General features: G+C 68.1%; 23 protein-coding genes. 11 read left to right on the top strand and 12 right to left on the bottom strand.

Annotation, left to right across the window (positions count from 1 at the left end):
- Positions 1-49: 49 nt before the first annotated feature.
- Entirely contained in the window at positions 50-976 is a 927-nt protein-coding gene (locus QRN67_RS07490) for a LysR family transcriptional regulator (protein WP_285411288.1), read from the bottom strand.
- A 120-nt stretch (positions 977-1,096) separates the two neighbouring features.
- Between QRN67_RS07490 and QRN67_RS07485 the strand changes: the two genes are divergently transcribed.
- The 8 genes from QRN67_RS07485 to QRN67_RS07450 are packed head-to-tail and all read left to right on the top strand — an operon-like array spanning position 1,097 to position 9,550.
- Entirely contained in the window at positions 1,097-1,651 is a 555-nt protein-coding gene (locus QRN67_RS07485; protein ID WP_285411287.1) for a PCC domain-containing protein, read from the top strand.
- Positions 1,644-2,042 (top strand): PPC domain-containing DNA-binding protein, encoded by a 399-nt coding sequence (locus tag QRN67_RS07480; RefSeq protein WP_081267669.1) that lies wholly within the window; start codon positions 1,644-1,646, stop codon positions 2,040-2,042. Before QRN67_RS07485 ends, QRN67_RS07480 begins: the two co-directional genes overlap by 8 nt.
- Positions 2,043-2,064: 22 nt before the next feature.
- Positions 2,065-2,874, top strand: coding sequence for an SDR family NAD(P)-dependent oxidoreductase (locus QRN67_RS07475; RefSeq protein WP_285411286.1), 810 nt, complete (start codon positions 2,065-2,067; stop codon positions 2,872-2,874).
- Between the two features lie 12 nt (positions 2,875-2,886).
- Positions 2,887-4,056 carry an acetyl-CoA acetyltransferase gene (locus QRN67_RS07470; protein ID WP_285411285.1) on the top strand — a complete coding sequence of 390 codons (1,170 nt, stop codon included), beginning with the start codon at positions 2,887-2,889 and terminating at the stop codon, positions 4,054-4,056.
- Entirely contained in the window at positions 4,053-5,642 is a 1,590-nt protein-coding gene (locus QRN67_RS07465) for an acyl-CoA synthetase (RefSeq protein WP_285411284.1), read from the top strand. Before QRN67_RS07470 ends, QRN67_RS07465 begins: the two co-directional genes overlap by 4 nt.
- Positions 5,643-5,701: 59 nt before the next feature.
- Positions 5,702-6,715 carry a TRAP transporter substrate-binding protein gene (locus QRN67_RS07460; protein WP_285411283.1) on the top strand — a complete coding sequence of 338 codons (1,014 nt, stop codon included), beginning with the start codon at positions 5,702-5,704 and terminating at the stop codon, positions 6,713-6,715.
- On the top strand, positions 6,712-8,664 hold the full coding sequence (locus tag QRN67_RS07455; RefSeq protein WP_285411282.1) for a TRAP transporter large permease: 1,953 nt from the start codon (positions 6,712-6,714) through the stop codon (positions 8,662-8,664). The genes QRN67_RS07460 and QRN67_RS07455 overlap by 4 nt, the downstream gene beginning before the upstream one ends.
- A 34-nt stretch (positions 8,665-8,698) precedes the next feature.
- Positions 8,699-9,550 (top strand): alpha/beta fold hydrolase, encoded by an 852-nt coding sequence (locus QRN67_RS07450; RefSeq protein ID WP_285411281.1) that lies wholly within the window; start codon positions 8,699-8,701, stop codon positions 9,548-9,550.
- Between the two features lie 80 nt (positions 9,551-9,630).
- On the opposite strand, the gene QRN67_RS07445 is transcribed toward QRN67_RS07450, so the two are convergent.
- Positions 9,631-10,635, bottom strand: coding sequence for a Bug family tripartite tricarboxylate transporter substrate binding protein (locus QRN67_RS07445; RefSeq protein ID WP_106938324.1), 1,005 nt, complete (start codon positions 10,633-10,635; stop codon positions 9,631-9,633).
- 52 nt (positions 10,636-10,687) lie between these two features.
- On the bottom strand, positions 10,688-11,896 hold the full coding sequence (locus QRN67_RS07440) for a CaiB/BaiF CoA transferase family protein (RefSeq protein WP_285411280.1): 1,209 nt from the start codon (positions 11,894-11,896) through the stop codon (positions 10,688-10,690).
- 171 nt (positions 11,897-12,067) lie between these two features.
- On the opposite strand from QRN67_RS07440, the gene QRN67_RS07435 reads away from it, so the two are divergent.
- Positions 12,068-12,976 carry a LysR family transcriptional regulator gene (locus QRN67_RS07435; RefSeq protein ID WP_285411414.1) on the top strand — a complete coding sequence of 303 codons (909 nt, stop codon included), beginning with the start codon at positions 12,068-12,070 and terminating at the stop codon, positions 12,974-12,976.
- A gap of 27 nt (positions 12,977-13,003) precedes the next feature.
- On the opposite strand, the gene QRN67_RS07430 is transcribed toward QRN67_RS07435, so the two are convergent.
- Genes QRN67_RS07430 through QRN67_RS07395 form a run of 8 tightly spaced genes read right to left on the bottom strand, consistent with a single transcriptional unit; the run spans position 13,004 to position 20,466 of the window.
- A complete protein-coding gene (locus QRN67_RS07430) occupies positions 13,004-13,900 on the bottom strand; it encodes an isocitrate lyase/PEP mutase family protein (RefSeq protein WP_106938321.1) in 897 nt (298 codons plus the stop codon).
- Between the two features lie 37 nt (positions 13,901-13,937).
- Positions 13,938-15,152, bottom strand: coding sequence for an ABC transporter substrate-binding protein (locus QRN67_RS07425; RefSeq protein ID WP_106938320.1), 1,215 nt, complete (start codon positions 15,150-15,152; stop codon positions 13,938-13,940).
- A 42-nt stretch (positions 15,153-15,194) separates the two neighbouring features.
- Positions 15,195-15,938: an ABC transporter ATP-binding protein gene (locus QRN67_RS07420; protein WP_503010876.1), complete on the bottom strand. Its 744-nt coding sequence runs from the start codon at positions 15,936-15,938 to the stop codon at positions 15,195-15,197.
- Positions 15,922-16,773, bottom strand: a complete 852-nt coding sequence (locus tag QRN67_RS07415; RefSeq protein ID WP_285411279.1) for an ABC transporter ATP-binding protein — start codon at positions 16,771-16,773, stop codon at positions 15,922-15,924. Before QRN67_RS07415 ends, QRN67_RS07420 begins: the two co-directional genes overlap by 17 nt.
- The gene (locus QRN67_RS07410) at positions 16,770-17,744 is read right to left on the bottom strand and encodes a branched-chain amino acid ABC transporter permease (RefSeq protein ID WP_106938317.1); all 975 of its coding nucleotides are present in this window, start codon (positions 17,742-17,744) and stop codon (positions 16,770-16,772) included. The genes QRN67_RS07415 and QRN67_RS07410 overlap by 4 nt, the downstream gene beginning before the upstream one ends.
- A 13-nt stretch (positions 17,745-17,757) precedes the next feature.
- Complete coding sequence (locus QRN67_RS07405) at positions 17,758-18,621, bottom strand: branched-chain amino acid ABC transporter permease (RefSeq protein ID WP_081267654.1); 864 nt, start codon at positions 18,619-18,621, stop codon at positions 17,758-17,760.
- Between the two features lie 16 nt (positions 18,622-18,637).
- Complete coding sequence (locus QRN67_RS07400; protein WP_106938315.1) at positions 18,638-19,171, bottom strand: 3-isopropylmalate dehydratase small subunit; 534 nt, start codon at positions 19,169-19,171, stop codon at positions 18,638-18,640.
- The gene (locus tag QRN67_RS07395; protein WP_285411278.1) at positions 19,168-20,466 is read right to left on the bottom strand and encodes a 3-isopropylmalate dehydratase large subunit; all 1,299 of its coding nucleotides are present in this window, start codon (positions 20,464-20,466) and stop codon (positions 19,168-19,170) included. The genes QRN67_RS07400 and QRN67_RS07395 overlap by 4 nt, the downstream gene beginning before the upstream one ends.
- A gap of 160 nt (positions 20,467-20,626) precedes the next feature.
- On the opposite strand from QRN67_RS07395, the gene QRN67_RS07390 reads away from it, so the two are divergent.
- Entirely contained in the window at positions 20,627-21,460 is an 834-nt protein-coding gene (locus tag QRN67_RS07390) for an IclR family transcriptional regulator (protein WP_106938314.1), read from the top strand.
- Positions 21,461-21,647: 187 nt separating this feature from the next.
- Complete coding sequence (locus QRN67_RS07385; RefSeq protein ID WP_081267651.1) at positions 21,648-21,863, top strand: DUF3606 domain-containing protein; 216 nt, start codon at positions 21,648-21,650, stop codon at positions 21,861-21,863.
- Between the two features lie 21 nt (positions 21,864-21,884).
- On the opposite strand, the gene QRN67_RS07380 is transcribed toward QRN67_RS07385, so the two are convergent.
- Entirely contained in the window at positions 21,885-22,571 is a 687-nt protein-coding gene (locus QRN67_RS07380) for a GntR family transcriptional regulator (protein ID WP_081267650.1), read from the bottom strand.
- Between the last annotated feature and the right edge of the window lie 14 nt (positions 22,572-22,585).

The raw sequence follows: 22,585 nt of genomic DNA, 5'->3' as shown, positions 1-22,585 counted from the left end.
CGACCCGGGCGACAGGGCTCCTGGACAAGGATGACGCCCCTGGCGATGTTCAGAGCCTGCCTCTCGTCTCCGCAGGAACCGCCCTTGCGCGCCGGCTCGCGCCTTCGTCCGGCAGCAAGGCCAGCAAGGCTTTCACCAACGGCGACTCGTCCGACTTGCGCCAGACCACCAGCGTGTCGACGTAGGTTTTCTCGCCCTTCAGCGACCGGTACACCACGCCTTCACGGTGCAGCGCCTTCACGCATGCCGGCACCAGCGCAATGCCGACGCCGCCCGACACCAGGCTCACGATGGTATTCATCTGCCGCGCAGGGAACATCAGCGGGCTGAAGCCGCGCCGCATGCAAGTCGCGACGATGGCATCGAACATCTGCGGGCCGATGTGGCGCTCGAAGCCCAGGAAGCGTTCGCTCGAGAACTTCTCCAGGGCCACCGGCCCCGTGCCCGCGAGCGGGTGGGCCTCGGGCAGGGCGAGGATCAATGTGTCCTTCTGCACCAGCCGCGAGCCGAGCGTGGCCGGCATGTCGGACGGCTGCAGCACCATGCCGACGTCGAGGTGGCCGGCCTCGACGTCCGAGACGATCTGCTCGGTGATGCCTTCGCGCAGCGCCACACTGGCCCGGGGGTGCGCCTCGTTGAAACGCCGCAGCGTCGGCGGCAGGAACGAATAGGCGGGAAGGCTGATGAAGCCGACGGCGATCGAGCCCATGATGCCGGCCGCGCCGTCCTGCGCGCGGCGGCGCATGGTTTCCATGCCCGCGAGAACGGCGCGCGCGTCGTGCAGCGCGTCTTCGCCCGCGCGCGTGATCGCGATGCGACGCGACGTGCGCTCGAAAAGCGCCACGCCCAGCTCGTCTTCCAGCTCCTTGATGGCCAGGCTCACCGGCGGCTGCGACAGGTGCAGGCGTTGCGCGGCACGGCCGAAGTGAAGCTCTTCGGCCACAGCGACGAGGCAGCGGAGGTGACGCAGTTCCATCGATCTGAATCCTGTATTGATCGATATGAATTGTAGATTTGTTGCTATGGATGTCCGATCCTAGACTTTGCTCCGAGGACGCTGGCGCTACCCGCTGCCGCACCCCAAGGAGACAAAGAGATGACCGAAAAAGCGACGGCCCTGCCACGAGCACGGACCGTGGTTCACCCTGGCCCCTACGGTCCTGTGCGGATCGCCCACATGCATGCCGACAAGGGCAGGCACTTCCGGCTGTCGCTCCCCGCGGGCCGCACGCTGCACGACTGCCTGGTGCAGGCGCTGGCCGCCGAAGACGTGGCCAGTGCTTCGATGACGCTCATCGACGGCGAACTTGAACACCTGAGCTTCTGCACGGCGCTGCCCGATCCCGCCGGTCGTGTGCTCGCGACCTACGGCGCTCCGGAGGCGCTGCGCTGTGCGCGCCTGATCTTCGGCAACGCCACGATGGGCCGCCGCCCCGACGGCGGCCCCATCGTCCATTGCCATGGCGTGTTCCGCGAAGTCGACGGGCGCATGCGCGGCGGGCACATCCTGGCCGAACGCACGTTGGTCGGCCGGAGTCCCGTCACCGTGGTGGTGACCGCGCTGGACAGCTTCGAGTTGCGCGTGGCCTACGACGAAGAAACGCGCATGCCGCTGATGCGCCCCCAGGCGCGGGCGGTGGCCCATGGCTGACGTTCGCCTGGTGGAGCGCGGCCGCATGGGCCGCGTGGCCTACGCGCGCATCGGCCCCAATGAAGACCTGGTGCAGAGCGTGGAAAAACTCTGCGTGGCCCAGGGCATGCGCCATGCCTTCGTGCGCGGTGCGCTCGGCAGCCTGATCGACGCATGCCTGGAGCGGCCCGACGGCGCGTGCCAGGTAGTCCGCGGCCCCGCCGTGGAAATCGTGAGCCTGGCCGGCGAGGTGCGCCTGCAGCCCGACGGCACGCTGCGCGCGGCCCTCACGGGCGTGGTCGCCGACACCGAAGGCCGGGTCCATGGCGGTCCGTTCGTGGCCGGCGCCAACGCTGTTTGCGTCACCTTCGAGATCACGCTCGAAGAGTGGCTTCCTTCCGAAGATTCCTGATTTCGAAAACCCCAAGGCAACCATGACAGACACCCCCTTCCTTCCCCGCGTCGCCGTCGTCACCGGAGGCGCGCGCGGCATAGGCCTTGCCATCGGACAGTGGTTCCTGGCCCACGGCTACCACGTCGCGCTGCTCGACAACGACCATGCCACGCTCGATGCGGCCGTCGCCGAACTCGCCTTGCCCGATCGCGTGCTGGGCGTGCACTGCGACGTGTCCGACGCGGCGCAGGTAGCCGCCGCGGCCAAGGCCGTCGCCGGCCGCTTCGGGCGCGTCGACGCGCTGGTCAACAACGCTGGCGTCGCGGTGTTCAAGCGCATCGCGGACACCTCTTTCGCCGACTGGCGTTCAGTGATGGGCACGAACCTCGATGGCGCCTTCCTCTGCACGCAGGCATTCAGCCCTTCGATGGTCGAAGCCGGCAGGGGTGCGGTGGTGAACGTGGCGTCGATCTCGGGCTTGCGCGCCAGCACGCTGCGCGTGGCCTATGGCACCAGCAAGGCAGCGCTCATCCACCTCACGAAGCAGTACGCAGTGGAGCTGGGCAACGCGGGCGTGCGCGTGAACGTGATCGCGCCCGGCCCGGTCGAGACCGAAATGGCCAAGCTGGTGCACAGCGTGGCGATCCGCTCCGACTACGTCGACGCCATTCCCCTGGGCCGCTACGGCAGCGTCGAGGAAATGGCCAACGCGGTGGGCTTCCTGTGCAGCGATGCGGCGAGCTTCATCAATGGCCAGGTGATTGCGGTGGACGGCGGCTTCGACGCTGCCGGCGTCGGCCTGCCGACGCTGCGCCGGGGCGCGGCCACCGCGCAGGCCGACCACGCCTGAGGAGCGAAGCCCATGAGCAACGACAGCTACATCATCGGCTGGGGCCACACGCCCTTCGGCAAGCTCGACGCGGCCGACGGCGAGCAACTGATCCGCGACGCCGTCGAGCCCGCGCTGCAGACAGCCGGGCTCGAGGCCGCGGACATCGACGGCATCTTTGTCGGCCACTTCAACAGCGGCTTCGTGCTGCAGGACTTCAGCGCGTCGCTGGTCGCGCTGGCCGTGCCCGGCCTGCGCCACGTGCCGGCCGTGCGGCTGGAGAACGCATGCGCCACGGGTTCGGCCGCCATCTGGGCCGCGCTGGACGCAGTGAAGAGCGGCCGCGTGCGCCGCGCGCTGGTGGTGGGTTTCGAGATCATGAACGCGGTGCCCGGCCCGGTCATCGCGCAGACGCTGCTGCGCTGCTCCTATGTGAAGGAGGAAGGCACGACGCCCGCAGGCTTCGCGGGCGTGTTCGGCCACATCGCGGGCGGCTACTTCGAGCGCTTCGGCGACCAGAGCGATGCGCTCGCGGCCATCGCGGCCAAGAACCACGCCAACGGTGTGCACAACCCCCATGCGCACATGCGGCGCGACCTGGGGTTCGACTTCTGCCGCAATCCGTCGGACAAGAACCCCTTCGTCGCGGGACCGCTCAAGCGCTCCGACTGTTCGCTGGTGTCCGACGGCGCGGCGGCGCTGGTCATCTCGTCGACACGCGTCGGGTCGGCCAAGGTGCCGGCGGTGCGCTGGCGCTCGCACACGCAGGTCAACGACTACCTGCCGCTGTCGCGGCGCGACCCGACGCGCTTCGAAGGTGCGGCGTTGGCGTGGCGGCGCGGCCTGGAAGCGGCACGGCTCACGCTCGACGATCTTGGCTTCGTCGAGACGCACGACTGCTTCACGATCGCCGAATTGCTGGAGTACGAGGCGATGGGCCTGGCGCCGCACGGGCAGGGCGCACGCGCGATTCTCGACGGCGTGACGCGCAAGGACGGCCGGCTGCCCGTGAACCCCTCTGGCGGCCTGAAGTCGCGCGGCCACCCCATCGGCGCGACGGGCGTGTCGCAGCATGTGATGGCAGCGATGCAGTTGACCGGCACGGCCGGCGACATGCAGGTGGGCACGGGCAAGCCCGGCGCCGTGTTCAACATGGGCGGCGCCGCCGTCGCCAACTACCTCAGCGTGCTGGAGGCGGCATGAGCCAGGCGCAGGCCGCGAACCTGTCGGTGCTGCTGTCGCAGACGGCGGCGCTGTTTCCTGCGCGCGCCGGCCTGATCCTCGAGGACCGCAGCTGGACCTGGCACGAGATCGACTCGCGCGTCGATGCGCTCGTGCAGGGGCTGCGCGCGCTGGGCATGCAGCGCGGCCACAAGTTGCTCGTGCAGTCGCGCAACAACCTCGCGCTGTTCGAGAGCTGCTGGGCCGCATTCCGCATGGGTGCGGTATGGGTGCCGGTCAACTTCCGGCTCACGCCGCCCGAAGTGGCTTACCTGGGCAGCTCGAGCGAGGCGACGGTGATGCTGGCCGAAGACGGCTTTGCCGCGCACGTCGACGCAGTGCGCGGTACCAGCGCGCATTTGCGCCACGTCGTCACCATCGGGGCGCCGCGCCAGGGCGAACAGGGCTACGAGGCGCTGATCGCCGCCAATGCGGGCGCGCAAAAGTCCGTTGCCGATGTCGAGGCCGGCACGCCGCTGTGGTACTTCTACACCTCGGGCACGACCGGCAAACCGAAAGCGGCCGTGCTGACGCACGGCCAGCTCGCCTTCGTCGTCGCCAACCATCTCGCCGACCTGATTCCCGGCACGACCGAAAACGACTGCTCCATCGCCGTGGCGCCCCTGTCGCACGGCGCGGGCATTCATGCGCTGCTGAACGTCGCGCGCGGCGCGGCCACGGTGCTGCCGTCGTCGGACCGGCTGGAGCCGCGCGCGTTCTGGTCGCTGGTCGAGCGCCACAAGGTCAGCAACCTCTTCACAGTGCCGACCATCGTCAAGATGCTGGTCGAAGACCCGTCGGTCGACGAGTTCGACCACCGCTCGCTGCGCTACTTGATCTACGCCGGCGCCCCGATGTACCGCGCCGACCAGAAGCGCGCGTTGCAGAAGCTGGGGCCGGTGCTCGTGCAGTACTTCGGCCTCGGCGAGGTGACGGGTTGCATCACGGTGCTGCCGCCGACGATGCACTCGGCCGACGACGCGGATGCCAACGCGCACATCGGCTCATGCGGGCGGCCGCGCACCGGCATGGAAGTCGCGATCCTCGACGAGCAGATGCAAAGGCTGCCGGCCGGCGCCGTCGGAGAAATCTGCTGCCGCGGACCGGCCGTGTTCGCGGGATATTTCAACAACCCGGAGGCCACGGCCAAGGCCGTGCGCGGCGGCTGGTTCCATACCGGCGACCTGGGGCGCATGGACGCGCAGGGACTGCTCTACATCACGGGCCGAGAGTCGGACATGTACATCTCGGGCGGCTCCAACGTCTACCCGCGCGAGGTCGAGGAGATCCTGCTGACGCACCCCGCCGTGCGCGAGGCCGCCGTGCTGGGCCTGCCCGACGCCAAGTGGGGCGAGGTGGGCGTGGCCGTGCTCGTGTGCGATCGCGAAGGCGTGACGACCGAAGACATCCTGGGCCACCTCGACGGCCGCTGCGCCAGGTACCGCTGGCCGCGGCGCGTCTTCTTCTGGGAGTCGCTGCCCAAGTCAGGCTACGGCAAGGTCACCAAGAACGAAATACGCCGGCTCCTTTCGGAGCGCGGAGAGATCGGGGAGGCCACCACCCACTGAGCCTGCCTTTTCTCCCCGGACGATCGGATTCAAGACTAACCAGAACATAGAGACAACAGATGAACATCAACCGCCGTACCGTGCTGCGCACCGCCGCCGCTGCTTCCAGCCTCGCCATGCCCCTGCGCCACGCCTTCGCGCAGAAGAACGTCTTCAACTACAAGTACGCCAACAACCTGCCGGTCTCGCACCCGATGAACATCCGGGCCAAGGAGATGGCCGACGCGATCCGCGCGGAGACCAGCGGCCAGGTCGACATCCAGATCTTCCCGAACAACCAGCTGGGCTCGGACACCGACGTGCTGAGCCAGTTGCGCGCGGGCGGCGTCGAGTTCTTCACGCTGTCGGGACTCATCCTGTCGACGCTGGTGCCCGCGGCCTCCATCAGCGGCGTGGGCTTTGCATTTCCCGACTACGCGAGCGTATGGAAGGCCATGGACGGGGACCTGGGCAGCCATATCCGCATGCAGATCGCCAAGTCCAACATCGTGGCCATGGACAAGATCTGGGACAACGGGTTCAGGCAGATCACGTCGTCGAACAAGGCCATTGCGTCGCCGGCCGACCTCAAGGGTTTCAAGATCCGCGTGCCGGTGTCGCCGCTGTGGACCTCGATGTTCAAGGCGCTGGACGCCGCGCCCACGTCGATCAATTTCGCCGAGGTGTATTCCGCGCTGCAGACGAAGATCGTCGACGGGCAGGAGAACCCGCTTGCCATCATCTCGACCGCCAAGCTCTACGAAGTGCAGAAGTTCTGCTCGATGAGCAACCACATGTGGGACGGCTTCTGGTTCCTGGCCAACAAGCGTGCATGGGACAAGCTGCCGCCCGCGCTGCAGGCCATCGTCGCGAAGCACATCAACGCGGCGGCGCTGAAGGAGCGAACCGACGTCGCCGAGCTCAACGCCAACCTGCAGAAGGAGCTCGCTGCCAAGGGCATGCAGGTCAGCCAGCCCGACCCCGGCGCCTTCCGCGACCAGCTGCGCAAGGCCGGCTTCTACGCGGAGTGGAAAGCCAAGTACGGCGACGAAGCATGGGCGCTGCTGGAGCGCAGCGCGGGCAAGCTCGCATGAACGCGCCGCGCCCGGCGGCGCGGCCGCCCGAGCATCACGCGGGTTCCCCGACCGTGGAAGACCCGGCCGGCGCGCACGGCCACGGCCACGGCGACGCGGCCAACGAGGCCGACCCGAGCTCGTTCACCTCGTTGACCTCGCGCATCGAGCGGCTGCTCGGCGCGCTGGTGGACGGCGCGGCCGGCGCCCTGGTGCTGGCCGACGTGGTGGTGCTGCTGGCGGGCGTGGTCGCGCGCTTCGTGCTGCACCAGCCGCTGATCTGGTCGGACGAACTCGCTTCGATGCTCTTCATCTGGCTCGCCATGCTGGGCGCGGTGGTGGCGCTGCGGCGCGGCGAGCACATGCGCATGACCGCGCTGGTGTCGAAACTGCCGCCGACGCGCCGCCGCTTCGCCGAGGCCGTGTCGCTCTACGCAGCCCTCGCTTTCCTGGCGATGGTGGTGTGGCCTGCGTGGGAATACGCGTCGGAAGAGCGCTTCATCACCACGCCGGCGCTGGACATCTCCAACGCCTGGCGCGCCGCCGCGCTGCCGGTGGGCGTGGCGCTCATGGCCATGTTCGCGGCGCTGCGGCTGTTGCGAGACTTCGACTGGAAGACGTCGTTGCAGGCCCTGGCGATCGTCGTGACGCTCATTGCGGCATTCACCCTGGGCCGCGCGGTGTTCGAAGACCTGGGCCGGCTCAACCTGCTGGTTTTCTTCGTCGGCGTGGTGCTGGCCTGCGTGCTGTGCGGCATTCCCATCGCGTTCGCATTCGGCCTCGGCACCTTCGGCTACCTCGCGCTGACCACCGACACCGCGCTGCCCGTGATCGTCGGGCGCATGGACGAAGGCATGTCGCACCTCATTCTGCTGGCGGTGCCGTTGTTCGTCTTTCTGGGCCTGCTCATCGAGATGACGGGCATGGCGAAGGCGATGGTCTCGTTCCTGGCCAGCCTGCTGGGGCATGTGAGGGGCGGCCTCTCCTATGTGCTGGTGGGGGCGATGTATCTGGTGTCGGGCATTTCGGGCTCGAAGGCGGCCGACATGGCGGCCATCGCGCCCGCGCTGTTCCCGGAGATGAAGAAGCGCGGCGCCGCCGAAGGCGAACTGGTGGCGCTGCTCGCGGCCACAGGCGCGCAAACCGAGACCGTGCCGCCCAGCCTCGTGCTCATCACCATCGGCTCGGTCACGGGCGTGTCGATCGCGGCGCTGTTCACGGGCGGGCTGCTGCCGGCCGTCGTCCTGGGCCTGATGCTGTGCGTGGTGGTGTACGTGCGCAATCGGCACGACGACCTGAGCGGTGTCGCGCGGCCCGAGGTGCGGCAGGTGTTGAAGCTGGGCCTGGTGGCGCTGCCCGCACTGGCATTGCCGTTCGTGATCCGCGCGGCGGTCGTCGAAGGCGTGGCCACGGCGACCGAGGTGTCGACCATCGGCATCGTCTATGCCGTCGTCGCCGGGCTCGTGGTGTACCGGCAGTTCGACTGGCGGCGGCTGGGCCCGATGCTCGTGGCCACCGCTTCGCTGTCGGGCGCGATCCTGCTGATCATCGGCACGGCCACCGCCATGGCCTGGGGGCTGACGCAATCGGGCTTCTCGCGCTGGCTGGCGGAGGTCATGGGCAGCCTGCCCGGCGGCGCGCCGATGTTCCTGGCGGTATCGCTCGTCGCCTTCGTGGTGCTGGGCTCCGTGCTCGAGGGCATACCGGCCATCGTGCTGTTCGGCCCGCTGCTGTTTCAGATTGCGCGGCAACTGGGCATCCACGAAGTGCACTACGCCATGGTCGTCGTGTTGTCGATGGGGCTGGGCCTGTTCGCGCCGCCCCTGGGCGTGGGCTACTACGCTGCCTGCGCCATCGGCCGCGTGCGGCCCGACGAGGGCATCAGGCCCATCGTCGGCTACATGCTGGCCCTGCTCGTCGGCACCACAACCGTGGCGGCCATTCCGTGGCTTTCCATCGGGTTCCTCTGAAATTCAACCGTTTGCGCACACCAAGGAGAAAAGCATGGAAACCAAGACAGGCATCGCCCGCAAGACCGTCGCCGTGGACGGCGACGTCCGGTTGAGCTACCTGGAGGCCGGCAACGGGGCTCCCCTGGTGCTCATACCGGGCTGGTCGCAAACGGCCGAACAGTACAGGTACCAACTCGAAGGCCTGGCGGACCGGTATCGCGTGATCGCGTTCGACCTGCGCGGCCATGGCGATTCGGACAAGCCCGGGCGAGGCTACCGCATCCCGCGCCTTGCGGCCGACCTGCAGAATGCGCTGGTCGCGCTCGACCTGCGGGACGTGACCATCGTCGGCCACTCGATGGGCTGCTCGGTGCTCTGGTGCCACTTCGACCTGTTCGCAGCCGGGCGTATCGGCCGGTACGTGTTCTGCGACCAGGCGACATGCCTCACGCGCAACCCCGAGTGGACCGACCAGCAGGTCGCCGACTACGGCCCCATCTTCACGGCCGACAGCGTGGTCGAGACCGCCAATGCATTGCGAGGCGCGGGCGGGGTGGAGGCCACGGTCGGCTTCCTGCGCTCCATGGTCACGGCCGACATGCCCGCCGAGGCCTTCCAGTGGATCGTCGACATGAACTTGAAGATGCCACGCACCGCGGCGGCCGACCTGCTCTACAACCACTGCCACCAGGACTGGCGCGAGGTGCTCCCGCGCATCGACCGGCCGACGCTCTTCATCGGCGGCGAGGGCAGCCTGGTGCCGCACAGCTGCATGCGGTGGGAGGCGACCCAGGTGCCCGGCGCCAGGGTGGAGATCTTCGAAGAAGGGGAAGCGGGCTCGCACTTCATGTTCATCGAGAACGCGGGGAAGTTCAATGCGCTGCTCGCGGGATTCGCCGGTTGATGCCTGGTGCGAGGCCCCCGAAAAGCGGATGCCGGACACGGCCTCCGGCATTTCGGGAAGCTTGGCCGGGCCGCGAAGACTCAGACGGCGCTGATGTTCTTGTCCTTGGCCACCTTGGTCCAGCGCGCGGCATCCGCGGACAGCCGCTTGCGCATGGCCGCGGCGGGCTGGTACGCGGCGATGGCGCCGGCGTGGACCAGCTTGTCCTGCACGTCCTTGTCCTTGGACAGGATGTCGGAGAGCTCCTTGTTGATGCGTGCCACCACCGATGCGGGCGTACCTAGCGGTGCGATGAGGCCGCCCCACGAATCGAAGTCGAAGTTGGGGAAGCCCTGGGCCGACACCGTCTTCACGCCGGGCAGCAGCACGTTGCCGCGCGGCGAGCTCACGGCGACGGCGCGCAGCTTGCCCGACTTGATGTGCGGCAGGGCCGCGACCACGTCCGCGAACATCACGCCGAGCTGGCCGCCCAGCAGGTCGGTCACGGCCGGCGCGCTGCCGCGGTAAGGCACGTGCTGCATGTCGAAGCCGCCCAGGTCCTTCAGCTGCTCCATGGCCAGGTGGCCGAAGCTGCCCGCGCCCGAGCTGGTGTAGTTCAGCGGCGTCTTCGCGGCCTTGGCATGGGCGATGAGGCTTTGCAGCGAGTCCACGCCCGGCATCAGCGTCGGGTTGACGACGATGGCCATGGGCAGGTCGTACACGGTCGCCACGCACATGAAGTCCTTCTCCACGTCGTAGGCGCCGTTCTTGTACAGCAGCGGCGCCAGCAGTGCCGGCATGCCGAACATCGACAGCGTGTTGCCGTCGGCCGGCGACTTGATGAACTGGGCCGTGCCGATGGAGCCGGACGCGCCGGGGCGGTTGTCCACCATGATCGAGGTGCCCAGGCGTTCGCCGAGCTTCTGCGAAGTGATGCGCGCGGCGGTGTCGGTCGGGCCGCCAGCGGGGAAGGCCACGACCATCTTGACGATCTTGCCCGGCCATTCGGCGTCTGCCGCGAAGGCCGGCAGGCCCAGGGTGGAAAGTGCGCCTGCGGCGCCGGTGGCCAGCAGGTGGCGGCGGCTGATGATGTGAGCTTGGTTCATGTCTGTTCTTTCTGAAAGATGAAAGGGTGTCCTGGCGTGCGGCCGCGGCGGGTCAGATCGCCTGCTGCGCGCGCGCCGCGGCAATGGCCTGGTCGTCCATGGCCAGCACTTCGCGCAGCACCTCGTCGGTGTGCTGACCCAGGTGGGGTGGCGGCCGGCGCACGGGCGTGCGCTCGCCGTCCATCACGTAGGGGGGCGCGAGCACGCTCTGCGGCCCGGCTTCCGCGTCGTCGAAGTGGTGCAGCAGGTTGGCCTGGGCGGTGCGCGGCGAGGTCAGCGCCTCGTACATGCCCAGCACTTCGCCGCAGGGGATGCCGGCCGCCGCCAGGCTGGCGAGCAACTCGCGGCGGCTCAACCCGCGCAGGGCTTCGCGCACCAGCGGCAGCAGGATCTCGCGGTTGGCCGAGCGCTCGGTGTTGGTGGCGAAGCGGGGGTCGGCGGCCCACTCGGGCCGGCCGACGACCTGCTCGCAGAAGCGCACGAACTGGCCGTTGTTGCCCACGGTGATGACCACCGGGCCGTCCGCGGCATCGAAGACGCCGTAGGGAACGATCGAAGGATGCGCGTTGCCGAACTTGGGCGGATCGCCCGCCTTCAGCAGGGCCTCCATGCCGTAGTAAGAGGTGATCATCAGGCCGCAGTCGTAGAGCGCCATCTGCACATGGCGCCCGCGCCCCGTGGCGTGCCGCTCGTACAGCGCGGCGAGGATGGCCTGGCCGGCGTACATGCCGGTGAACATGTCGACCGCGGCCACGCCGAACTTCAGCGGCCCCTGGCCCGCTTCGCCGTTCATGGCCATGATGCCGGCCTCGCCCTGCACCAGGAGGTCGTAGCCCGGGCGCTGTGCCTCCGAGGTGCTTCGCGCATAGCCCGAGATGGAGCAGTAGACCAGGCGCGGGTTCGACGCGCTGAGCTGCTCGTAGCCCAGGCCCAGCTTGTCGGCGCCGCCGACCTTGAAGTTCTCGATGACCACGTCAGATCTCGCGGCGAGTTCGCGCGCGATCTGCACGCCCGCGGCGGACTGCAGGTCGATGGTGACGGAGCGCTTGTTGCGGTTGGCGCTGTTGAAATACGAGGTGTTGCGGGTGCCCACGCGCACGCCCCAGTCGCGCGTGTCGTCGCCGCGGCTGGGGTGCTCGACCTTGATGACGTCGGCGCCCAGGTCGGCCAGCGCCATGGCGCACATCGGGCCCGCGAGCACGCGGGACAGGTCGAGAACACGTAGGCCAGCCAGGGGCTGGACGGGAGCGGCTTGAGGCATGGGGGACGGACGGGCGAAGGCGAACGAGAACGAGCGAAGACGGACGGCAACCGCAGGACGGGCCTTGCGATGCGTGCGGGCGGCAAGCAGGGGATGCACGGATTATTTGCCGCCGCCTGAAAATTTACAATCGTTCGGTTTTTTGACGTTGATGTAAATCTGAAATTGACAATTGATGTTCAAGCCCTGGGCCTGCTGGTCGACATCATCGAAGCCGGCAACCTGAGCAAGGCCGCCACCATGCTGGGCATGAGCCGGGCCAACGTGAGCCAGCGGATCAACCGCTTCGAGCGTGAACTCGGTGCGCAGCTGCTGCGACGGACCACGCGCCAGCTGGAACCCACCGAGCTGGGCATGAAGCTGTACGAGCACGGGCGTGCCGTACGCCACGAGGTGAAGGCCGCGGCCGAAGCCGTGAGCAGCCTCGGCAAGGGCCTGCAGGGAATGATCCGCCTGAGCGTGCCCAGCGGCTACGGGCAGCTGCGCATGTCGGGCTGGCTGGCGGAGTTCATGGAGCGGCATCCGGAGATCACGCTGCACGTGATCTTCGACAACGACATCGAGGAGCTGGTGAAGGGCTCGGTCGATTTCGCGGTGCGCGTCATGGCCGAGCCACCGGCGCAGCTGATCGCCCGCGAGCTGGGGCGCGTGCGGTACGTGGCGTGTGCGACTGCGTCGTTCATCGCACGGCATGGAATGCCGACGAGCCTGGAAGAACTCAAGCGGCTGCCGCTCATCACCTCGCAGCAGACCAGCGAGCGCCTGAGCATGGCCGGCGGGCAGGCCGGTGGCCACCGTTCATTGCAGACACGGCCTCGGCTGATTTCGGCCAACTTTCATTTTCTGTGCGACGCGATCGCGCAGGGCCTGGGTGTGGGGCTGCTGCCGGACTACATGGTGCAGGCGCCCATTGCGCGCGGAGAAATGCAGGCGCTGGCGTTGCAGGAAGAAGACCTGGACTTCCTGTCGACGCAGAAGTTTCTGCTCTACGTGCCGAGCAGGTACCAGACGCAAGCCGTGCGGACGCTGATCGACTTTCTCGTGGAAAGGGAACAGGGATCGCGCCCGCGCATGGACTGACGCGCGCGAGCCCGCACGGCGAGCGCCTCAGGCCGCGCGCTTGTGCGCCGGCGCATCCACCTCGTAGTACGCCTGGCGTTCCTCCACCGCGTTCCAGCCGATGATTTCCTTGAACGCCGGCATCGTCGTCTGGCCGCCGGGCAGGCCATCGACGTCGCCGGTGCGGCGCTGCGACAGCACCTCCAGGTTGGCCTGCAGCGCATGCACCGTGCTCATGAGCGTGACGATGGGATAGGTCGCGAAGGCGGCCACCGACTCGATCTGCGCGCGGCTCAGGCTGGCCATCCACAGGCCCTGCATCAGCTGCAGCGAGAGGCGCCGGCCGGTGGCCTCCTTGAGTTTCACCAGGTCGTCGAAGCCCTTGAAGGTGCGCGAGATCGGCTGGATCAGGTCGGCGCCGGCTTCGGCGTACTGGCAGGCACGGTCGGTCGCCTCCGCCGGGTCGATGGCGTCGGTGCGCGCCACGATCAGGAAGTCGGGGTCCTGGCGCGCGTCCACCGCCGCGCGGATCTTCGCCACCGCGTCGCGCACCGGCACCAGCGGCATGGTGCTGGCCGCCGCGGGGCAGCGCTTGGGGCTGAACTGGTCTTCGATGGAGATGGCCACCACGCCCGTTTTCTCGAACTCGCGCACCGTGCGCGCCACGTTGATCACGTTGCCGTAGCCGGTGTCGGCGTCGGCGAATATCGGCTTGCGCACGATGTTCGCGATGCGGTTGACCACACCCACGTTCTCGGTGAGCGTGTAGAGCTCGACATCGGGCTGGCCCAGCAGCGACGCCGAGATGCCGAAGCCGGTGGTGAAGATGCCGTCGAAGCCCGACTGGTCGACGAGCAGGGCCGACAGCGCGTCCTGCGCGCCGGCCATCCAGAACGTGGGGCCTGAGGTGATGCGCGCACGCATCGTCTTGCGGACTGAGGTCATTGGAAGAGTCGCTCCTTGCGGGTGTTGCGGGCGGGAATCAACGCTTGACGGGATCGATGTAGCCGCCGAGCGAAACGAACTTCTGGTCCTTGAGCTCCATCAGCGCCACGCCGGTCTGGCCGCGCCGCGCATAGCCGCCAGCGCTGATGGGCTGGAAGGAAATCTTCGGCCCGATCTTCTGGTCGAAGCCCGACAGCCCGTCCAGCGCAGCCACCACCTTGGCGCGGCTGGGCTCGTTGCCCGCGCGCTTGAGCGCCTCGACGGTCACGGCCGCGGCCGAGTAGCCCATCAGCGCCGTGGAGGAGGGGGCCGACTTGGGGTACAGCTTGGTGTAGCGCGCAAAGAAGTCCTTGATGGCGGGGTTGTCGCCTTCCACCGCGTCGTAGTAGGAGGCCACGTACAGCTTGGCCGGGCTCTTGCCCAGCAGCTCGACGAACTTGGGGTCGTTCAGCCCGCCCGCGCCGAAAACGGTCGGCTTCCAGCCGAGCTTTTCGGCTCCGCGGAAGAACAGCACCGCCTCCTGGCCCAGCGCATAGACGATTACCACGTCGGGCTCGGCCTGCTTGAGCTTGAACACCTGCGAGGTGATGTCGGTGGCGAAGCGCTCGAAGCTTTGCGCCTCCACCAGCTTCAGGCCGTGCTTGTCGAGCTGCTTGATGGCGATGTCGTAGGCCGGCTTGCCCCAGCCGTCGTTCTGGTAGAGCATCGCGATCTTCTTCGCCTTCAGCTTCTCCACCGCGTAGTCGATGTAGGCAGCGGTCTCCGTCGATTGCGGCGAAGGCAGCACGTAGAGCAATTCGCGCGGCGGCGTGCTCGTGAGGTCCGAGATGCTCAGCGCGCCGATGGTCGGCACCTTGCGCGTAGAGCTGTATTCGTAGGCGCTGATGTTGGTGGCGTGGCCGATGTTGCCCACCATCGCAAGCACGTTGTCGCGCTCGACCAGCAGCTTGGCGTTGGCCACCGACTTCGCGGGCTTGAGCTCGTCGTCATAGGTGATGAGCTTGATCTTGCGGCCGTTCACGCCGCCTTGCTCGTTCACCATGTCGAAGTAGGTGCGGATGCCTTCGTCTACCGCCTTGCCCATGTAGGCCAGCGTGCCCGACATCGGCTGCGACGAGCCCAGCACGATCTCCTTGTCGAGCACGCCTTCGGCCTTGTTCTCGAACGCAAGGGCGAGCGTGGGCAGCGCGGCGACGCCCAGCAGCGCGGCGGTGGTGGCGAGCACCGTGCGGCGCGAAGCAATGTGTTTCATCGGGTGTGTCTCCTGTCGTTGATAGGGGGAAATAGGTGCGTCTCAGCCGCCCAGATAGGCGCGGCGGATGTCCTCGTTGCCGGCCAGCTCGGCCGCCGGCCCGTGCATGACGACGCGGCCGGTCTCGATCACGTAGCCTTCGTCGGATATGTCCAGCGCGATGTCGGCGTCCTGCTCCACGATCAGCAGCGTGAGCCGCTCGCGATCGCGGATGTCGCGCAGCGTGGAGAAGATGGCGTCCTTCATGATGGGCGCCACGCCCATCGAGGGCTCGTCGAGCATCAGGAGGCGCGGCTTGGCCAGCAGGCCGCGCGCAATGGCCAGCATCTGCTGCTCGCCGCCCGACAGCGTGCCCGCGCGCGAGGTGATGCGCTCCTTCAGACGCGGGAAGTAGCCGAGCACGCGGTCGATGTCCTCGCGCACCTCGGCGGCCGGGCGGGTGTAGCCGCCGAGCACCAGGTTTTCCTTCACCGACAGCTGCGCGAACACCATGCGGCCCTGCGGCACGTGCACCACGCCGCGGCGCACCAGCTGTTCCGCCGGCACGTTGGCGATGCTCTGTCCGTCGAAGACGGCGGTGCCGCCGGCCACCGGCAGCAGGCCGGAGAGCGCACGCATCAGCGTGGTCTTGCCCGCGCCGTTGGCACCCAGCACGCACACGATGCCCGCGGCCGGCACATCGATCGACACGCCGTGCAGCGCGCGGATCTTGCCGTAGGCGGCGCTCAGGTTGTCCACGCGCAGCAGCGTCCCTGCGCGCTTGGGGGGTTCAACGGCGTTTGCCACTCTTGCCTCCTCCGAGATAGGCCTCGACCACGGCCGGGTTCTGCTCGATCTCGCGCGGCGAGCCCTGCGCCAGGAAGGCGCCGTTGTGCATCACGGTGATGGTGTCGGAGATCGACATCACCAGCGGCATGCTGTGCTCGATGAGCAGCAGCGTCGCACCCGTGGCCTGCTGCAGCCGGCGCAGCGTGTCGCCCAGCGCATCGATCTCGCGGTTGTTCATGCCGGCGGCCGGTTCGTCGAGCAGCATCAGCACCGGCTCCAGCGCCATGGCGCGTGCCAGCTCCACCAGCTTCTGCGTGCCGTAGGGCAGGTCGCGCACCAGCGTGTGGGCGTGAGCGCCCAATGCCAGGCTGTCGATGATCTGCTGCGTGCGTTCGCGTTGCTCGCGTTCCTCGCGGCGCTGGCGCGGCAGCCGCAGCAGCGCCTCGGCCAGCGTGCAGCGCATGGCGCCCGAGCGCGCGATGAGCACGTTGTCGAACACCGTGAGTTCCGAGAACAGCTCCAGGTTCTGGAAGGTGCGCGCGATGCCCAGGCGCGAGATCTGGTGTGCCTTGCACTTGAGCAGGTCATGCTCGCCGGTGGGCGTGCGCAGGCGCATCGTGCCCTTCTGCGGGGTGTAGAAGCGGCTGATGCAATTGAGCATCGTGGTCTTGCCGGCGCCGTTCGGGCCGATCAGCGCATGCACGGTGCCGGGCATCACGTCGAAGCCGACATCCTGCACGGCGACGATGCCGCCGAAGCTCATGCGCACGTCGGACAGGCGCAGCAGGGGCGCGGTGCCGGGGACCAGCCGGGCCCGGGTCGCGACGGGCGTTCCTTCGATCAGTGCCCTCATCGCGGCACCTCCGCACCGGCGGGCGCGTCCGCGCCCGGCAGCTTCCTGCGCTTGAGCAGGCTGGCCAGCCCGTCGGGCAGGAACATCAGCGCCAGGATCATCGCCACGCCGTACAGCGCGCGCTGGAACTGGTCGAAGCCGAAATAGGTGAGTAGCTGCGGCGCGCCGATGACGAACACCGCGCCCAGCACCGAGCCCATGATCGAGCCCAGCCCGCCCACGATCACCATCGACACGAAGCTGATCGACACCATGATGTTGAACAGCGACGGGTCGATGAAGCGCACCACCGGCGCATACAGCGCGCCCGAAAGTCCCGTGTAGAAGGCGCACACGCCGAAGGCGATGAGCTTGAGCCTGGTCGCGTTGAGCCCTAGCGCGCGCGAAGCGGTTTCGCTGCCCTTGAGCGCGAGAAAGCCGCGTCCGAAATGGCTCTGCGACAGGTTGCGCGCCACCCACAGCGCCGCGCCCAGCACCACCGCCACGAACAGGTGGTAGGCCCGCTCGCCGAGCGCGAAGCCGAACAGCGTGGGCCCGGGCGCGCCCATGCCGTTCTCGCCACCCGTGAGCTCGCCGCCGGACTTGGCGATCTCCACCGAGATCATCACGAAGCCCAGCGTCGCGATCGCCAGGAACACCTCTTCCAGGCGCAGCACCGGCAGCGCCAGCAACACGCCCACCACGGTGGCGATCGCCGCAGCGATGAGCATCGAGAGCACCAGCGGCACGCCGAAGTGGGTCGTGAGAATGGCGCTGCCATAGGCACCGATGCCGAAGAACACCGCGCCGGCCATCGAGATCAGGTTGGTGTAGCCGGTGAGGATGTTGGTGCCGAAGGACGCGAGCGTGTAGATCAGCACCAGCGTGAAGATGTAGAGCACATAGCCGCCGGGGATGAGCGGCGCGAGCACGAAGAGCGCGATGAACACCAGCGGTGCCAGCCAGGGCCGCGAGTCGAAGATGCGTGTCATGGGGTGTGCCTGCTCAGACTTTCTTGACCTGGCGCCGCGCCAGCAGCCCGTGCGGGCGCAGGATCAGGATGGCCAGCATCACGATGAAGGGCACCGCGTCCTTCCATTCGGAGGACAGGTAGGCGCCGGTGAGGTTGGAAGTCACGCCGATGATCACGCCGCCCAGCAGCGCGCCCGGCATGCTGCCGATGCCGCCGAGCACGGCCGCCGCAAAGGCGAAGTGCAGGGCGCTCTGCATCATCGAGAAATGAACGAAGGTCAGCGGCGCGATCAGCAGCCCGGCGGCCGCCGCGATCACGTGCGACAGCGCCCAGGCCAGCGAGTAGATGCGCTTGATGGGAATGCCCATGAGCCGCGCGGCCGTCGGGTTCTCCATGGTCGCCTGCATCGCGATGCCCAGCCGCGTGAAGCGGAAGAACGCGAACAGCGCCGCGGCCAGCGCGGCGCACACGCCCACGATGCCCAGGTCGATGCCCGAGACGATCACGCCGCCAACGTCGATGGGCGCGGCGGGAAACACGCTCGGCAGCTCCTGCGTGTCCTTGCCCCAGATCCAGATGGCGAGGTCGCCGAAGATCAGGAACAGGCCCAGCGTGCAGATGGCCGACGACAGCAGCGCCTTGCCGATGAAGCGCCGGATGATGAAGCGCTCGATCAGCATGCCCAGTGCCGCGCCGAACAGCAGCACGATGGGCACCACGGCCCACATCGGCAGGCCCAGCCGCACCAGCGTGTACGCGGTGAACGCCGACAGCATGGCCGCTTCGCCATGCGCGAAGTTGAGGATGCCCGTCGCCTTGAACACCATCACGATGCCCAGGGCGATGAGCCCGTAGATGGCGCCCAGGGCGACGCCGCTCACGATCATCTGCAGCATGCGTTGCGCTCCGGGCTCAGGCGGCCGCAGGGGTTTCGCCCTGCCGCGCGAGCCGTGCCTTCAGGTACGGGATGAAGCCGCCGGCTTCGAGCGTGCCGCGCTCCACGGAGGACAGCCGCTCGAAGGGCAGCGACCTGCCGCTGGCCACATGGGTCACCGTGCTGGCCTCCCAGTCGACCTTCAGTTCATCCCAGCGGCTGGTGATCTCGCGGATGCCGGGGCAGGTGACGAGCGGAAAACCCATGCTGATCTCGCCGCGGAAGAAACCCGGCGAGAAAGACTCGGCAATCACGCCCGCCACGCCCAGGTGGCGCATCGCGCGCATCGCCGGATAGTGCGGATGGCCGTAGCCGAAGTTGTGGCCGCCCACCAGCAGGTCGCCCTTCTTCACCGAGGCGGCAAAGGCGGGGTCGTAGCTCGTCATGGTGACGGCGGCGAGCTCGTGGATGTCGGTGATCTTGATGTTCTTGATGCCGACGATCAGGTCGATGTCGAAGTCGTCTTCCTCGAAGATCCAGGCCGCGCGGCCTTGCAGGTTCGGCATGCTCATGCGGCGCTCCCTTCGAGGGCGCGGGCCTGCGCAGCCTGCGCCAGGTAGGGCCGGGGGTCGGCGATGCAGCCTTCGAGCGCCGAGGCCGCAACCACCGCCGCGTTGCAGATGAAGATCTCCGAGTCGGCGCTGCCCATGCGCCCGGGCGTGTTGAGCGTGCCGGTGGAAACCGCCCGCTGGCCGTCGGTCATGGTCGCGATGCGGCCGTAGCAGTAGTCGCAGCTTGACGAGCTGATGAACGCGCCGGCATCCACCAGCGTCGCGATGAGCCCCTCCCTGGCGGCCTGCGACATGATCGCCTGCGACGTCGGAACCACGTGCAGCTGGAAGCCGGGCTTGATGCGGCGCCCGCGCAGCACGTCGGCCGCGGCGCGCAGGTCCTCCAGCCGGCCGCTGGCGCAGGAGCCGAGGTAGCCCGTGTGCACCTCCAGGCCCGCGTACTCGCTCAGGTCGCGCGTGTTCGCGGGGCTCGGCGGCGCCACCACGATGGGCGTGAGTTCGCTCACGTCGATGCTGACCTCGCGGTCGTACACGGCGCCGGCGTCCGGGTACACCGGCGCAAGCGCGATCTTCGAGCGGCCCTCGGCGTAGGCCAGCGTCTTCGCGTCGGGCGCGATCAGCATGGTGGTCGCGCCCAGGAACATGGCCTGGCCGCAGATGGTCTGGCGGCCCTCGATGCTCATCGCGTCGATCACCGGGCCGCACAGCTCCACCACCTTGAAGCGGCAGGACGACGGGCCGAGCACGCGCACCATGTGGTGGAACACGTCGCGCGCCATCACGCCGGGCTGCAGCGTGCCCGTGATTTCGATCTTCACCGTGCCGGGCACGGTCAGCGCCATGGTCTCGCTCACGAAGGTTTCAAGCACGCTCTTGCGCGCGCCCATCGCCAGCGTGCCGAAGGCGCCGAGCTGGCTCACGTGGCCGTCGAAGTGCACCGCGAAGGCGCCGGGCGTGGCGTAGCCAAGCTCGGCCGACACCTGGTGGCCGATGCCTTCGCGCTCGTGCACCGGCACGCCCTGTTCCTTGCCCCAGGCGCGCGTGACCTTGTGCAGCTCTTCTTCCTTGGGCGCGGTGGCCGGGACCATGTGGTCGATGAAGAGCACGAAGCGTTCGGGGCTGGGCACCTTGTCCACGCCGAACTCTTCACGCGCCTCCTTGAAGAACACGTCGGTGTAGCCGGGGAAGTCGTAGGCGATCACGAAGTCGGGGCGGGCCAGCACTTCGTCGCCGGCGCGAACGCTGGCAAGCCCGGCCGCGCGGGCCAGGATCTTTTCGGTCATCGTCTGGGGCATCTGCATTCCTTGGATATCCACAATGTGGCGGCATGTATTGCCGTCTTCCATGAATTACAGATGAGCAGCGGTATGGCTCCGGATGAGGTTAACCCTTAAATATCCACAATGTGGATGCAATATAAAGCGACACCCAGGTGACAAAAGCAGGAGGCCAGACATGGCGGACAAACAATCGCCACAAGGTGAGAGCACTCGCACCGGCACGCAGAGCATCGAGCGCGTAGTCGGCATGCTCCGCGTTGTGGCGTCGCGCGGGCGGCGCGGCATGCGCATCGGCGAGATCGCGGCCACCAGCGGCCTGCCGCAATCGACCTGCGCGCGCATGCTGGCGCGGCTGGAGATCGAAGGCCTGGTCGACCGCGACGTGGCCACGCGCAAATACTTTCTCGGTCCGCTGCTGCATGAGCTGGGCCTGCTCGCGCGGCCGCGCTACCGGCTGAGCGACCTGTGCGACGGTGCACTGCACCGGCTGGCCGACGTCACGCAGGACACGCTCTATCTCAGCGAGCGCAGCGGCATGGAGGCCGTGTGCACCAACCGCGCGCTCGGCGACTTTCCCATCAAGGCGATGCCGCTGGACATCGGCATCCGCCGGCCGCTGGGCGTGGGCGCGGGCGGCCTGTCGATGCTGTGCGCCATGCCCGAGGCGGAGGCCGAGGCCATCATCCAGGCCAACGGCCACCGCTACGAGAAGTTCGCATCGTTCACCGCGGACTTCCTGCGCGAGGCGGTGGCACGGGGCAGGGCACAGGGCTACGCGTTCCTCGACAGTGCGGTGACACCGGGTACCGGCGCCATCGGCATGGCGTTCCCGAAGGGCAACCCCGTCGGCGCGATCAGCATCGCGGCCATCTCCGGGCGGCTGGGCGCGGATCGTCGCGAGGACATGGCGCGAGAGCTGCGACGCGAGGTGCGCAAGATCGAGGCGTCAATGCTGGGCACCGCAGGCTCGGCCACGGCGGCATCGGACGAGGGCGTGGAAGGGGACTGAAGGGGGCTCGGGCGGCCGCCTCGGATCCGCCGCGCGGTCGAAGCCCGGTCCACGGCACGCACGCGCAAGGCGAGGGCTTGTGCTCCTACAAGAAGGGCAGGGCACGCGGCCTAATTTTTGGACAGCCGCTTCGAACGGATTTCTCTCAACCCACCCACTTCCCCACCCACTTCGCACAGGACATCTCATGGCCAATTCAGGCGATTCCACGACACCCCGCATCGACAAGAGCGACGCAGCGCAGGTCGCGCGCTGGACGCGCGAATTCGACGTGACCGACGAACAGCTGGCCCAGGCCATTGCCAAGGTCGGCGACAAGGCGGCCGATGTGGAGCTCTATCTCAAGGGCAGCCGCAGCTCGACGAACGCGGACACCGCGAGCGCGGCTGGAAAGGGGAAATAGAAGGCGCGCCGTTACCCTGGCCTACTCGGTCAGCGCACGCTTGACGTCTTCCTGCAGGCTTCGCAGGTGATCGCGCATGGCCACGCGCGCGCTCTCCGGATCCCTTGCGCGCAAGGCACGAATGATCGCGCCGTGCTCGTCGTGGTTTTCCGGCTGCCTGTGCAGCGGGCTGTGCAGGCGGAACAGCCGGGCGTTGACGCGCAGCTCTTCCACCAGACGCGGAAACACCACGTTGCCGCTGGCCCTGGCGATGAGCAGGTGGAACCGGTCGTCGAAGTGCCAGTGCTCGGTCTCGCTGTGTTCGCCGGCGTTCAGCGACTGGATGTCGGCTTCCAGCGCATCGATCTCCGCGTCGGTGATCTTGCCGACTGCCATGGCGATCGCTTCGCCTTCGATGACTTCGCGCGCACGCATGCAGTCGAAGTATTCCTTGGTGCCCAGTGCGCGCACCGCGTAGGAGCGTGCGTCGCGCCGCACGAGCAAGCCCTCGCCCGCCAGCCGCACGAGCGCCTCGCGCATCGGCGTGCGCGAGATGCGCAAGTCTTCCGCGAGCCGGGCTTCCTGCAACGGGCTGCCGGCGGAGATCTGGCGGTCCAGGATGAGCGTGCGCAGCCGCTCGTACGCCTGCTCGGCAAGGCTGGCGGACCGCACCTCCAGCGGAGCGATCGTGATGGTGGCAGGCTGCGTGGGGCTTGGAAGGCTGGGCATGCGAAAAGGAACAA

The organism is Variovorax sp. efr-133-TYG-130, assembly GCF_030208835.1.
In the GTDB taxonomy this organism is placed as follows: domain Bacteria; phylum Pseudomonadota; class Gammaproteobacteria; order Burkholderiales; family Burkholderiaceae_C; genus Variovorax.
Note: the sequence above shows the minus strand (reverse complement) of the source record. Positions and strands in the feature narration are given on the sequence as shown.